This is a genomic window from Streptomyces sp. SS7 (assembly GCF_037993025.1).
Lineage (GTDB): Bacteria > Actinomycetota > Actinomycetes > Streptomycetales > Streptomycetaceae > Streptomyces.
Genome location: NZ_CP141223.1, coordinates 553,740 through 566,660, shown reverse-complemented (window position 1 = coordinate 566,660; position 12,921 = coordinate 553,740). Strand labels below are relative to the sequence as shown.

Below are 12,921 nucleotides of genomic sequence, written 5' to 3'. Positions count from 1 at the left end.
TAATGGGCCCATGGCACCCCCCACCGCCGGGCCCCCGCGACGCGGGGGACTGCGCAGACTCGGCGCCTGGTGCGCCCGCCACTTCGTGCTCGTTGTCATCGCCTGGCTGGTGGCCCTCGTCGCCCTCCACCTGATCGACCGCGCCGTCGGCGGCACCTACGAGGACAACTTCCAGCTCTCGGACACCCAGTCCCAGAAGGGCCTGGAGGTCCTCCAGCAGCACGACCCGCAGGCCGGCGGGTACAGCGCCCAGATCGTGATGCACGACGACCAGCCCCTGAGCGCGCTGAGCTCACAGATGTCCACCACGGTCGGCGACCTGCAGAAGCTGCCCCACGTCCTCTCGGCGCAGAACCCCCTCTCGCAGACGCCGACCAAGGTCGGCCCGGTGTCGAGCGACGGCAAGACCGGCTACATCACCGTCCGCTTCGACAAACAGCCCAACACCCTCGGCGACGACTACCTGAACGGCGTCGACAAGGCCGTGCAGCCGCTGCGGGCGGCCGGCGCCGACGTCGAGTACGGCGGCTCGCTCGGCGAACTGGCCCGGCCCAAGGCCAACGACTACCTGAGCGAGGCGATCGGCTTCGCGGTCGCCGTCGTCGTCCTGCTGATCGGCTTCGGCAGCGTCATCGCGGCCGGACTGCCCCTCGTCACCGCCCTGATCGGCGTCGTCGGCGGACTCGCCATCCTCGGCCTGTTCGCCGCCGCGTTCACCTTCGCGACCGTCTCACCGACCCTCGCCACCATGATCGGCCTCGGCGTCGGCATCGACTACGCCCTGTTCCTGATCACCCGGCACCGGCAGAACCTGATGGACGGCGCCGATCCCGCCGAGGCCGCCGGGCACGCCACCGCCACCAGCGGACGTGCCGTCCTGGTCTCCGGCACCACCGTGATCATCGCGCTGATGGGCCTGTACGCGTCCGGGGTGTCCTTCATCGGCAAACTCGGTCTCGCCGCGGCCATCACCGTGATCTCCGCCGTCGCGGGCGCCCTCACCTTCGTCCCCGCCATGCTCGGACTCATCGGCCGCCACATCGACCGCTGGCACCTGCGCAAGCCCGTCGCCGAGACCGACGCCGAACCGGGCGCCACCCCGCACGGCACCTGGCACCGCTACGCCAAACGCGTCGAACGCCGGCCCTGGCGGTACCTCGCCTCCGGTCTCGCCGTCATCGCCGTCCTGGCCATCCCCGTGTTCTCCATCCAGCTGGGCCACATCGGCGACGGGGCCGACCCGACCTCCTTCACCGACCGGCGGGCCTACGACCTGATGACCGACGCCTTCGGCCCCGGCTCCAACGGGCCGCTCACCATCGTCGTCGACCAGACGTCCGTCCCCTCCGACAAACGCGCCGACCTCCAGTCCCAGGCACAGAAGACCCTGGACGCGGTGCCCGACGCGGCGACGGTCACCCCCCTGACGGCCACTCAGGACGGCGACGTCCTGATCGGCACCGTCTACTCCACGCAGGCCCCGCAGGACGCCGTCACCACCGACCTGGTCAACCGGCTCAAGGACACCACCCTGCCCGACGCGGTCTCCGGCTACGACGCCCACGGCTATGTCACCGGCACCACCGCCGCCCAGGTCGACTTCCGCGACATCGTGGCCAGCCGCCTGCCGCTGATCATCTGCGTGGTCGTCGGCCTCGCCTTCCTGATCATCCTCGCCGTCTTCCGCGGCCTGCTCGTCGCGGTCAAGGCCGCCGTCCTCAACGTGCTGTCCATCACCGCCTCCTACGGCGTGGTCGTCGCCGTCTTCCAGTGGGGCTGGGGCGGGCCCGCGCTGGGCGTCCACGGCGACGTGCCCATCGAGAGCTATGTGCCGATGATGATGTTCGCGATCATCTTCGGCCTCAGCATGGACTACGAGATCTTCCTGCTCTCCCGCGTCCACGAGGCCTGGCTGCGCACCGGCGACGCCAAGGACTCCGTCGCCCACGCCCTGGAGATCACCGCCCGGGTCATCACCTGCGCCGCCCTGATCATGGTGAGCGTGTTCGCGGCGTTCATCATCAGCGACAACATCGTCGTCAAGATGCTCGGTCTCGGCCTCGCCGTCAGCGTGCTGATCGACGCCACCGTCGTCCGGCTGCTCATGGTGCCGGCCGTGATGACCCTGCTCGGCGAGAAGGCCTGGTGGACCCCCCGCTGGCTCGACCGGATCCTGCCGCACATCGACGCCGAGGGCGACGCGGAGACCCTCACCGGTCACGGTCCGGACGTAGGGGCGCGAGGACGAGCATCGTGACGTCGTCCCGGACCTCGGGGGAGTGCCGTACGACATCGGTCCAGACCCGGACGGCCGTGGTCGCCGGATCGGCCCCCGCCGTGAGGCCGGGGAGCCGCTCCGTCAGGGGATAGAAGACATCGGCCCCGTCCCTCGCCTCCCACACCCCGTCCGAGGCGAGGAAGAGCCGGTCACCCGCGCACAGCGGCAGCACCAGCCCGCCCGGCCGCGGCGCGTCCGGCAGGTCCAGGCCCAGCGGCGCCCCCGGGGTGACCGCCACCTCCGTCGCCGTGCCGTCGCGCAGCAGCACCGGCGGCGGATGCCCGCACACCACCACCCGCACCGCGTCCGCGCCCGGGGTGAACTCCAGCAGCACCGCCGTCGCGAACAGCTCCGCGTGCGGCACCCGGGCCGAGTCCACCGCCAGCCGCCGGTCCAGCCGGGCCGCCACCGCCTCCAGGGACGGCTGGTCCAGCACCGCCTCCCGGAACGCCCCCATCAGCGACGCCACCGTCGCGATCGCCGCCAGCCCGTGCCCCTGGACGTCCCCCAGCACCGCCCGCACCCCGTGCGCGCTGTCCCGTACGTCGAAGAAGTCGCCGCCCACCAGCGTGCCGCGCTCCGCCGCCCGGTACAGGCCCGCGCAGGCCACCTCGCCCACCCGCTCCGGCACCGGCGGCACCACCGCCTCCTGGGCCGCCTCGGCGATGGTGCGCTCGACGTCCAGCTGCACGTCCCGGCGGCTGCGCACGAACGCCACGAACACGCTCAGCACGGCGACGAAACAGACCGTCAGCAGGTCCGTCTGACCCGGATTGTCCAGTCGGAAGGCCGGCACGTTCAGCATCACGACCACCACCGCACCCAGCACACCGGTCGCCACCGGGCCGTACGACAGGACCGCCAGCGGCGGGATCGCGCCCAGCAGGAAGCCGATGTCCAGCGGGTCCGGGCTCACCAGCGTGGCCACGCACACCCCCGCGATCAGCGCGAGCGGCAGCGCCCGCACCCAGGGCGGCGGCGGCGCGCCCCGCAGCCAGCCCCGCCGTTCCCCGTCCACTCGTGCCACACCACCACGCTCCACCCCGGCACCGCCGCCCGCACGCCGGGAAAACGGGTGGACGCCCCGTCAGACGATCTTCTACGGTGTTCCCGCACGCCCGCAGACCACGGAAGGAGGCGAGCGCCGATGAAGCTCTCACGCGTCCCGCGCTCCCGTTCCGTGACCCCGGCGTGCCGCGTCTGACCCTCGTCCGACGCCCGGGAGCGACTCACGTCATCCGCATCCCGGAGGAATCCCCGTGACCGATCTGGTCATCCGCGCGCTCGACGAGCGCGACACCCATCTCTTCGACACCCTGCCCGACCCGCTCGGCAACGCCGAGACGTTCCGCAACGCCACCTACCGTCCGCACTGGAGGCGGGTGGCCCTGCGCGACGGCCGGGTCGTCGCCCGAGCCGCCTGGTGGGGCGGGCCCGACGACGGCGAACCGGTCACCGTCGAGTGGTTCGACTTCGCCGACGGCGAGGAGGAGGCGGGCGCCGAACTCCTGCGCACCGCGCCCTGGCAGGTCGGCCTGGAACTGGCCCTGCCCGGCGGCTGGCGCGAGGACCCCGCCCTGCGGGCCGCCGTCGAGGCGCGGTACGCCGCCGCCCGCGCGGCCGGCCAGAGCCTGCTCGTGGAGCGCTTCGTCTACCGCTGGACGCCGCCGTGCGGACTCCCCGAGCGCCCCGGCCGGCTCGCTTTCGCTCCCGAACCCGACGACGCGGTGTTCTTCGACGCCCTGCGCCGCATCCACTCCGTCACCCTCGACGCCCACGCCCGCAGGGCCGTCGCGGAGGGCGGTCCGGACCAGGCCGCCCAGGAGGAGATGGACTTCTTCCGCTGGTGCCCGTCCCCGCGCGCGTGGTGGCAGGTCGCCCGCACCCCCGAGGGCGACCTCGCCGGGATCCACATCCCGGCCCACAACCCCTCCGGGCCCTGCGTCGGCTTCATCGGCGTCCTGCCCGAGCACCGCGGCCACGGCTACGCCTACGACCTGCTCGCCGACTGCACCCACTACCTCGTCGAGCGGGGCGCGCAGTTCATCGCCGCGGCCACGGACCAGGGCAACTTCCCCATGGCGGCCCACTTCGCCACGGCGGGCTACCCCGTGGTGAGGGAGCGGGCCAACTTCACACCGAGCTGATCAGCGCGGCTCGCCGGTGCCCGGGCCCAGCAGGGCCTCGGCATCGGCGAGGATCTCGGTGACCCGCAGTCCGAAGGCGGCGTCGCACGGGTGCGCACGCCCGTCCCGGGCCGCGGCGAGGAGCTCCCCCGCGGCCCGGGTCAGCGCGTCGGCGGCGCTGCCGGCCGGCTCGGGCAGCCGGACGACACCGCTGTCGCCGTACAGTTCGACGGCCGCCCCGGACGCCGCGGGCGGGGCGGTCAGACTGAGCGTCACGGTGCTGGAGGCGCCTCCGGCGTGCTCCAGGACCAGGTGGACGGTGTCCCGGGGGCCGGGTGCGGCGGCACTCACCCGGCGGACGTCACCGAGGACCGGCAGCAGCACCGACAGGGCGTGCGGGCCCACGTCCCACAGGGCGCCCTTCGCTCGCCGCCAGGGCGTGGCGAACTGACTGTCGCCGTCCTCGGCGAACACCGAGCCCAGCCAGCGGGCGTGCCCGGTGAACCAGCCTCCCGCCCGCTTCTGCGCCGCTGTCCAGTCGGCGGTCTCGGTCAGGTACCGGGAGGTGAAGAAGACCACCGAGGCGACCTGTGCCTCCTCGGCCGCCGCGACCACGGCCCGGGCCCCGGCAGCGGTGGTGGCGACCGGCTTGTCCAGCAGGAGGTGCCGGCCCGCCCGTGCGGCCCGCACCGCCAGCTCCGCCTGGACGTCCGGCGGCAGCGCCACGGCGACCGCGTCCACGTCCTCCAGGAGCGCGTCGACGTCGTCGTAGGCGCGGGTGCCGTGACGGTCCGCCAGTTCCTTGGCGGCCTCGGGGCGGCGGCCCCACACCCCGGTGAAGTCCAGGTCGTCGTGGGCGGCGAGGACGGGGCCGTACACCATCTGGGCCCACGGACCGGTACCGAGCAGACCGATGCGCATACGCTGAATCTCCCCTGCTTGTGCGAAGCCGTGTCGAACACGGGCGAGCTTCGCACATCGATCCGGCCCGGGGACACCCCCCGGTTCAGCCGCGAGGGCGCGCGGCGAAGCCCGTCAGCAGGGCGTCGGCCCGGTCCGCGCCGTTCTCCAGGGAGATCTCCCGGGCCGACTGGGCGGCGCGGACGGTGGCGAACAGGACGCCGGCGCCCCGGCGGCCGTCCCGTGCGCTCTCCCCGCCCTCGTTCTCGAAGAGGCAGCCGTAGACGGCCGGGCGGGGCAGGCTGTTGTACGCCCAGGGCGCCGAGAAGTAGTACGCCCCGGTGTCGTGCAGCACGACCAGGTCGCCTTCGGCGAGTTCGGGCAGCGGGTGCGCGTGGGCGACGACGTCCCCGGCGAAGCAGAGCGGCCCGGCGATGTCGTACGGCGTCAGCGGGCCCCGCTTGGGCGTGCCGTCGGGGCCGTACGCGCTGACCCGCAGCGGCCAGGACGCCGGCATGAACACCGTCCGGGTCGCCACCTGGGCGCCCGCGTGGGTGAGCGCGATCCGGCGGCCGCCCGCCTCCTTCACGTACTCGACGCGGGCGGCCGTGACCCCGTTCTTGGCGAGCAGGGAGCGGCCGAACTCGGTCACCACCGCGTAGCGGCCGTCCAGCAGGGCGGGCTCCGCGGCGGTGAGCGCCGCCACGTACGCGGCGTAGGTCGGTGTCACGGAGTCGTCGGCGAAGTTCACCGGCAGCCCGCCGCCCAGGTCGAGGCTGGTGACCTGACGGCGGCCGGCGCGCGCGTCGATCTCCCCGGCCAGCCCGTGCAGCGCCGCGAGCCCCTCGGCGATCAGCGGCAGCGGGCAGCCCTGGGAGCCGACGTGCGCGTGCAGCCGCGTCAGCCACGGACGGTGTACGAACGCCTCGACGACCCGCTCCCGGGCCCCGGGGTCGCGCAGGGCCACACCGAACTTGGAGTGGGCGGTCGCGGTGCTCATCGCCCCGATCGAACCGCCGCCCACCTGCGGATTCACCCGCAGCCCCAGCACGGAGGAGCAGTGTCCGGGGCGCAGCGCGCCGATCCGGTCCAGCTCGCCGAGGTTGTCCGCGTTCAGCGCGACACCGAGATCGAGCGCCTCGCGGATCTCGCCGCGGGTCTTGGCGGGGGAGTCCAGCACGATCCGCTCCGGCGCGAACCCCGCGTCCAGCGCCAGCCGCAGCTCCCCGGGGCTCGCCACCTCGCAGCCCAGACCGGCGTCGGCGAGCAGCCGCAGCACCGGCACCAGCGGGCAGGCCTTGGCGGCGAAGGCGTGCAGCACCTCCGGCACCCCCGCGAACGCCCCCCGGAGCGCGGCGACGCTCTCGCGCACGCCCCCGACGTCGAGGAGGCCGGCCACGGGCCGGTCCTCGGCCAGCAGCCCGTCGGTGACCGCCTGCCGTACGGCGCGCGCGACCTTGTCGGTGGAGAATGACACGTCCGGGGCTCCTTCGCGGCGGGGGGGTGCGACACCTCCAGGGTCACCCCCGAAGGGCCGTACGGGTGTCCTCTGCGTCGTTTTCCGTGCGGGGTCTCGGGACGCGCGTGACTCAGCGTGCACCCCGGCGTTACGTACGGCACGAACCGCGTGGCGCGATCGTGCCCCCGGAGGGTGACGTGTGTGCCTCGTGTGCATGAATCGCCCAGGTCCGGGCACACGCAGCGCAACAACCGTAGAGAGGGGCGCTCGTGATCGTTCCCGACCCCAAGGTCGCCAGGACGTTGCTGACCCGGTACGCGACGCTGAGGATCGCTCAGGCGGAGCAGGAGCGGCCGGAGACGGCCCGTGAACTGCATGACGTGACCTACACGCTCTGTGTGCTGATGGGCACGTCCGACGTCCGGGAGGCGGTGGCCGCGGCGGACTCCCTGCTGGAGTCCCGGGCCACGACCGACAGGGGGTTGCCGCTCGCCGTCTGAGCGGTGACCGCGGGGCCGGGACCCGGTGGGGTCCCGGCCCCGCGGGTGCGTTCCGGGGTCTGCTCAGGAGACCGCCGAACCGCAGCGGTCGGCGGACCGGGGGCCCGGCCGCGGGGCCGGACCGGCCAGCCACTCCGCGATGGTGCGCGCGATCGGCTGACCGGTGTCCACCTCCACGAAACCGAACTGCCCCGACTGGTTGCACTCCAGGAACCACCAGGTGCCGTCCGAGTCCTCCGCGAAGTCGAAGGCGCCGTAGGCCAGTTCCGCCTCGCGCAGATACGTCCGTACGGCGTCCGCCAGCCGGGGAGGTACGTCGGCGGGGCGCCACGGCGTGGTCGAGGGCGCGTAGCGCACGTCCACCACGTCCGGATCGGTGTCCGGGGCCGTGTCCTTGCGGGCGGCGAGGAGCCGCTCGCCCACCGCGGTCAGCCGGATGTCCGCCCTTTTGGCGACGCGGCGTTGCAGCAGGGTCGGACCGTAGGCCACGGCCGCGAAGTCGGCGCCGGGCGGTACCCGGGTGGTGGGCACCGCGCGCGGCGGGTCCTGCGGATGCGCCCCGGACACCGGCTTGACCACCAGGTCCGGGTAGCGCTCCGCGAAATCCCGCGCGGCCTGCGGGAAGGTCGTGATGAGGGTCGCGGGCACGGGCAGCCCGCTGCGCTGCGCCAGCCGCAGCTGCCACGGCTTGTGCCGGGCGCGCGCGGACGCGTCCGGGTGGTTCATCCAGCGCACTCCGGTGCCCCGGAGCATGCCGTAGAGGGCCTGCGAGGCCTCTTCCGTGAGCCACGCGGACGGCTGGGCCGCCCGCGCCGCCGCGGCGCCCGGCCGGCGCACCCACACGGACCGCAGTCCGTCCAGGCTCACCAGTCGGCCGGCCGAGGACAGATGGCCCCGGAACGCACCGTGGACGAACTCGCCCGACAGGGCGACGGTGCTGGTCAGATCGGCCGGGTCGAGCCGGACGACCGGGACGCCCGCGGCGTTCAGGTGCACGACCACCATGTCCGCCGTGACGTCCTCTTCGCAGGTCAGGATGAGCACGGTCATGTTGCGCGGCCCGTGCTCAGTCGTCGAAGTGGGTCTTGGAACCCGCGGTGGAGGTGGTGGTCCCCAGTTCTCTGAGCAGGGCGTGGTCGCGTGCGGCGACCCGGCCGTCGAGGAGTACGTTCAACTGCAGTCCGGGGTCATAGGCGTACGGAGTTGCAAACTCCAACTCCGCCGCAGGGCGTGCGTAGTTGAGCGCGAACGGTTGCATGTTCTCTCCCTCGTCGGAACTGCCTCGATCAAGCGGTGCCGCTGTGCGACGTCACTCGGGCCCGCTGCGTTAGGTGCGACCTTCAGTCACTTATACGAATCGAACGGGTGGTTGGTTTCCTTACTCTCCGTGATCATCGGCGAGTCGGGGTCCCAACAGGGCGCGGAGCAGGGGAGATGCGTCGAACCGGGGGGGAAAACGTCTTCAAATACGGTCAGTTGGGGTTGCCGCCGGGTCGGGGAGACGGCGCAGGGAGCGCAGGGCGAGCAGCAGGACACCGATGTCATCGAGGTAGACCGGGTCGGGCAGGAGGTCGGTCGGTAGCACGAAGTACAGGACCGCGCCCCAGAAGATCCAGCGCGGCCCGGTGGGCAGGCCGGCGCGTCTGAGGTCCCGGCGGGTGCGGACCAGCCGCACCAGCACCGCGGCGGCGCAGACGAGCAGGGTCGCCGCGAGTACCGCGGCGACGACGAGGAGCGTGGTGGTCGTGTCCACGGGCCCTCCCTCCGGGTCCGTCGCGCGGTGTGCCGCCCTTGTTTCGATTTCCCCGATTTCGGTTTCCGAATTCCCCTTTTCCGGCGGGATTACCTCACACGTCGGAAGGCTTCCCCGGTCGGGTCGGCGGAGTCGGCGGAGCCTGTGCCCCTGCCGTCCTCGCCGTCCCGGGACGACGCCGGGGCCGGTACCGTGGCCGACGCCGGGCGCAGGCCCATCGTGCTCTCCTTGAGCCGCTCCAGGGTGCGGCCCCACTGCTGGAACGGCGAGCCGCCCTTCTTCGCCGGCGCGGGACGCTGTGGCTCGACGCCCGCCTCGGCCGCCGCCTCACGGTACGCGGCCAGCGCCTCGTGGGCCTGCTCGGCGGCCTCCCGGTACAGGTCCCGGGACTCGGTCATCGCCTCCAGGGCCTCCTTGTACATGGCCACCAGCTCGCGCTCCCGGGCGAGTTCCTCCTCCAGGGTGAACAGCTGCCACTTCTCCCGGAGCAGGGTGAGCGCGGCGTCGCCGCCCTCCGGCAGGGGCGCGGGCAGCGCGACGTAGCGGCGTACGGCGTCCAGCACCTCCGTGGGGTGCGAGCCGTCGAGGAAGACGCTGCGCACCGCGAAGGACCCGGCGTCGTAGCCGTCCGGGGCGGGGCTGCCGGGCAGGACCAGCGCCCCGCCGCGCGGCACCTCCACGCCGAAGTCCTTCAGCGCCCAGTTCACGGTCCGCAGCTGGTGCGGCGCCGCCCGGTGCTCCACCACCCGGTGGTGCAGGCCCGGGGGCAGCAGGGAGACCAGCGAACGCCGGCCCCGGTCGTCCGGCGTCATCGCCTCGTGGACGACGACGTCGACGGTCCAGGTGTCGCGCAGGGCGGACCGCAGGACGCGGCGCAGGTCCCTGTCGTCGGCGGGCAGCGGGTTGGCGTCGAGGAACCGCTGGCCGGCCACGGTCTCCTGGCCCCAGGCGGTGTCCGTCTCCCACGGCCAGAACACCTCGGCGGGCGACGGCCAGCGCAGGTCCCAGGGCCGCTCGGCCTCGGCGACCAGCGTCCACTCCTGGCCCCGGCCCGACCACTCCGACAGTTTCAGCCGGGCCCGCACGGTAATGTTGTCGGGTACCTGCCAGCGCGCCTCGAAGGCCGACTCGCCCTCGGCGGTCTCGCTGTCGGGCAGCTCCCGGAAGTCCTGGAGCCTCTCGCCGTCCTTGAGCGCCCCGAGACGGGTGCGCAGGACCTCCGGTGCCGTGGGACCGGTGTGGCGGCCACGGCCGAGCCAGACCGTGGAGGGGGTGGTGGGCGGGGCGGTCGCGGAGATGTGCATGATCCGTTCGTGAGCGGTCGACGAGGGCGATGGGCCGAGCCCAGTATCGCGCGCCACGGGGTGTGCTTGATCACGCGGGGCCGGGGCCCGGCCTGCTGACGTCACGCCTTCCCCGCCCGACACGCCGTCACTCCTCGCCCCGCAGCCGCGTACGGGGTGTGCGCCGGGCGCACGGGGTGGCCGCCGTTCACCAGGGCCGCCCCGCGCACACCGGTGGGCACACCGTGCCGCGCCCCGAGAATCGCTCTCGGCGGCCAGGACTCGCCCGTCATCCGCGTCGGGGCGGGCCCTGGCCGCCGCGGTCGCTCAGCCGCCCAGGTAGGCCAGTTCCGGGAAGTGCCGCTGGTAGGCGTCCAGCAGACGCCTGGCGACGGCGTACGAGTCGATCAGCGGGTGGATGGTCAGGGCCCGCACCGCGTGCTCGCGCTCACCGGCCGTCGCGGCGTGGATCACCGCCCGTTCGACGGCCTTGACCGAGCACACCAGCCCCGTGCCGTGGTCGGGCAGCGCGGCCCCGGCGATGGGGTGGGCGCCGTTGGCGTCGACATGGCAGGGCACCTCCACGACGGCGTCGTCGTCCAGGACGGGGATCCGTCCGCGATTGCGCACGTTGAGGATGAGCGTCGCCCGCTCGTCCAGCGCGATGGCGCGCATCAGGGCCAGGGCGACCTGCTCGTATCCGCCGGACTCCAGGTCGCAGGAGTCCCGCTCGCCCATGCCGACGGCCTCGCGGTTCTCGGCCATGTAGGTCGTCTCGCGCTCCAGCCGGGTCGCGTCCCAGGCGTCCCAGGCGGCGCGCGCCGCCGGCCGGCCCGGGGGCGGGGTCAGGGCCAGGGCGTCGTAGAAGCGCTGCTGCTGGGAGTGGAGGAAGGCGCCCCGGGTCTGCTCGGCGGCCCGGGCCGAACTGACCGACTCGCGGCTGAAGTAGTAGTAGTGCAGGTACTCGTTGGGCAGCGCGCCCAGGGTGCGCAGCAGGTCGGCGCCGAAGAGCCGGCCCTCCTCGAACGAGGTGAGGGCGCCGTCGTCGGCGAGCAGGGACGGCAGCAGGTCGCGGCCCTCGGCGTACAGCCCGCGCAGCCAGCCCAGATGGTTGAGCCCGACGTAGTCGAGGCGGACGCGGGCCGGTTCGACGCCGAGCGCGCCGGCGACCCGGCGGCCGAGGCCCACGGGCGAGTCGCAGATCCCGATCACCCGGTCGCCGAGGTGCGCGGTCATCGCCTCGGTGACCAGCCCGGCGGGGTTGGTGAAGTTGATGACCCAGGCATCGGGGGCCAGCGCGGCGACCCGGCGGGCGATCGCCACGGCCACGGGGACCGTGCGCAGCCCGAAGGAGATGCCGCCGGCGCCGACGGTCTCCTGGCCGAGGACGCCCTCCTCCAGGGCGATGCGCTCGTCCGCCGCCCGGCCGGCGAGTCCGCCGACGCGGATGGCGGAGAAGACGAAGTCGGTTCCGGTGACCGCCTCGTCGAGGTCGGTGGTGACCGTCACGGTGGGCGGGTCGGGATGCCCGGCCGCCTGGTCGGCGAGGACCTTGCGGATGATGGCCAGCCGGGAGGCGTCCAGGTCGTACAGGGTCACGTCGGTGACGCGCCCCGCGCCGCGGTCGCCCAGCAGCGCCCGGTAGACCAGCGGGACGCGGAAGCCGCCGCCGCCCAGGATCGTGAGTCTCATACGCCGACCACCTCGTTCATCCGTGGATCACCTTGCTCATACCTCGACCACCTCGACCCCCGCCTCGCGCAGCCGTGCGCAGGTCTTCTCCTCGCCCGGCGCGTTGGTCACCACGACGTCGAGGTCCTCCGGTCCGCACACCCGGGCCATCCCGGTGCCGGGGAACTTGCCGGCGTCCGCCACCAGGACCACCTGGGCGCTCGCGGCGATCATCGCCCGCTTGACCGGCACCTCGACGGCGGTGGTGTCCAGCACCTGGCCGTCGGGGCGGACCCCGCTGGTCCCGAGGAACAGCCGGTCGGCGTGGACCTGGCGCAGGTTGTCCTCGGTGAGGAAGCCGACCAGCGAGCGGTAGTCCCGCCGGACCACGCCGCCGAGCAGGATCAGCTGGACGTCCTTGTCGTCCTGGAGCTCCTCGTACACCGCCAGGTTGCTGGTGATCACGGTGAGGGACCGGCCGTGCAGATGCCGGGCCACCCGGTGGGCCGTGGTGCCGATGTCGAGCAGCACGGTCTCACCGTCCTTGACGAGGTTTGCGCACCAGGCCGCCAGGGCGTCCTTGGCCTCGACCCGGATCCCGGCGACGTCGGCGAACGGATCGTCCTCGCCCACCACGGGCGCGGCGCCGCCGTAGACCCGTTTGAGCAGGCCCTCGTCCTCCAGTTGTGCGAGGTCACGGCGGATCGTGGCCTGGCTCGCCCCGACCCTCTCGGCCAGGACGGACACCGAGGTCGGCCCGTCCGCACGCAGGGAACGAAGGATCAGCTGATGTCTTCGGTCAGGGAGCATGCGGCAGACCATACTCGTGAACTCGCCAAACTCAAGCAAAGTCGCGCATGAATGTCTCGATATTCGCTTGACCCTTGTCAAACCCGCTCACCGGGTGCACTCTCTTGCGTAATTCGGAGCAGGCCCGGGCCCCACTCCGGT

At 73.2% G+C, this 12,921-nt stretch carries 12 protein-coding genes; 3 read left to right on the top strand and 9 right to left on the bottom strand.

Annotated elements, in window-relative coordinates:
- Positions 1 to 10 precede the first annotated feature (10 nt).
- Positions 11 to 2,257 carry an MMPL family transporter gene (locus U5640_RS02590; RefSeq protein WP_340374169.1) on the top strand — a complete coding sequence of 749 codons (2,247 nt, stop codon included), beginning with the start codon at positions 11 to 13 and terminating at the stop codon, positions 2,255 to 2,257.
- On the opposite strand, the gene U5640_RS02585 is transcribed toward U5640_RS02590, so the two are convergent.
- A complete protein-coding gene (locus tag U5640_RS02585) occupies positions 2,211 to 3,305 on the bottom strand; it encodes a PP2C family protein-serine/threonine phosphatase (RefSeq protein ID WP_340374168.1) in 1,095 nt (364 codons plus the stop codon). The two genes, U5640_RS02590 and U5640_RS02585, sit on opposite strands and share 47 nt — an antisense overlap.
- 232 nt (positions 3,306 to 3,537) lie before the next feature.
- On the opposite strand from U5640_RS02585, the gene U5640_RS02580 reads away from it, so the two are divergent.
- Positions 3,538 to 4,425 carry a GNAT family N-acetyltransferase gene (locus U5640_RS02580; RefSeq protein ID WP_340374167.1) on the top strand — a complete coding sequence of 296 codons (888 nt, stop codon included), beginning with the start codon at positions 3,538 to 3,540 and terminating at the stop codon, positions 4,423 to 4,425.
- On the opposite strand, the gene U5640_RS02575 is transcribed toward U5640_RS02580, so the two are convergent.
- Positions 4,426 to 5,325 (bottom strand): Gfo/Idh/MocA family oxidoreductase, encoded by a 900-nt coding sequence (locus tag U5640_RS02575; protein WP_340374166.1) that lies wholly within the window; start codon positions 5,323 to 5,325, stop codon positions 4,426 to 4,428.
- Positions 5,326 to 5,410: 85 nt separating this feature from the next.
- Positions 5,411 to 6,781 (bottom strand): diaminopimelate decarboxylase, encoded by a 1,371-nt coding sequence (locus U5640_RS02570; RefSeq protein WP_340374165.1) that lies wholly within the window; start codon positions 6,779 to 6,781, stop codon positions 5,411 to 5,413.
- Positions 6,782 to 7,032: 251 nt separating this feature from the next.
- Between U5640_RS02570 and U5640_RS02565 the strand changes: the two genes are divergently transcribed.
- On the top strand, positions 7,033 to 7,263 hold the full coding sequence (locus U5640_RS02565; protein WP_340374164.1) for a DUF5133 domain-containing protein: 231 nt from the start codon (positions 7,033 to 7,035) through the stop codon (positions 7,261 to 7,263).
- A gap of 63 nt (positions 7,264 to 7,326) precedes the next feature.
- Here the strand turns inward: U5640_RS02565 and tgmB are convergent, their stop codons facing one another.
- The 6 genes from tgmB to U5640_RS02535 all read right to left on the bottom strand — a co-directional run bounded on the left by tgmB (position 7,327) and on the right by U5640_RS02535 (position 12,780).
- Positions 7,327 to 8,313 (bottom strand): ATP-grasp ribosomal peptide maturase, encoded by a 987-nt coding sequence (tgmB, locus tag U5640_RS02560; protein WP_340374163.1) that lies wholly within the window; start codon positions 8,311 to 8,313, stop codon positions 7,327 to 7,329.
- A gap of 16 nt (positions 8,314 to 8,329) precedes the next feature.
- A complete protein-coding gene (gene tgmA, locus U5640_RS02555; RefSeq protein ID WP_055632657.1) occupies positions 8,330 to 8,521 on the bottom strand; it encodes a putative ATP-grasp-modified RiPP in 192 nt (63 codons plus the stop codon).
- A gap of 204 nt (positions 8,522 to 8,725) precedes the next feature.
- Complete coding sequence (locus tag U5640_RS02550) at positions 8,726 to 9,016, bottom strand: YkvA family protein (protein WP_340374162.1); 291 nt, start codon at positions 9,014 to 9,016, stop codon at positions 8,726 to 8,728.
- 89 nt (positions 9,017 to 9,105) lie between these two features.
- Positions 9,106 to 10,320 (bottom strand): hypothetical protein, encoded by a 1,215-nt coding sequence (locus U5640_RS02545; protein WP_340374161.1) that lies wholly within the window; start codon positions 10,318 to 10,320, stop codon positions 9,106 to 9,108.
- Positions 10,321 to 10,626: 306 nt separating this feature from the next.
- On the bottom strand, positions 10,627 to 11,991 hold the full coding sequence (locus U5640_RS02540) for a 6-phospho-beta-glucosidase (protein WP_340374160.1): 1,365 nt from the start codon (positions 11,989 to 11,991) through the stop codon (positions 10,627 to 10,629).
- Positions 11,992 to 12,027: 36 nt separating this feature from the next.
- Positions 12,028 to 12,780: a DeoR/GlpR family DNA-binding transcription regulator gene (locus U5640_RS02535; RefSeq protein WP_340374159.1), complete on the bottom strand. Its 753-nt coding sequence runs from the start codon at positions 12,778 to 12,780 to the stop codon at positions 12,028 to 12,030.
- Between the last annotated feature and the right edge of the window lie 141 nt (positions 12,781 to 12,921).

Coding starts and splice junctions, on each gene's coding strand:
- U5640_RS02590 (WP_340374169.1), top strand. CDS start 11: ATGGCACCCCCCACCGCCGGGCCCCCGCGACGCGGGGGACTGCGCAGA.
- U5640_RS02575 (WP_340374166.1), bottom strand. CDS start 5,325: ATGCGCATCGGTCTGCTCGGTACCGGTCCGTGGGCCCAGATGGTGTAC.
- tgmB (WP_340374163.1), bottom strand. CDS start 8,313: ATGACCGTGCTCATCCTGACCTGCGAAGAGGACGTCACGGCGGACATG.
- tgmA (WP_055632657.1), bottom strand. CDS start 8,521: ATGCAACCGTTCGCGCTCAACTACGCACGCCCTGCGGCGGAGTTGGAG.
- U5640_RS02545 (WP_340374161.1), bottom strand. CDS start 10,320: ATGCACATCTCCGCGACCGCCCCGCCCACCACCCCCTCCACGGTCTGG.
- U5640_RS02540 (WP_340374160.1), bottom strand. CDS start 11,991: ATGAGACTCACGATCCTGGGCGGCGGCGGCTTCCGCGTCCCGCTGGTC.
- U5640_RS02535 (WP_340374159.1), bottom strand. CDS start 12,780: ATGCTCCCTGACCGAAGACATCAGCTGATCCTTCGTTCCCTGCGTGCG.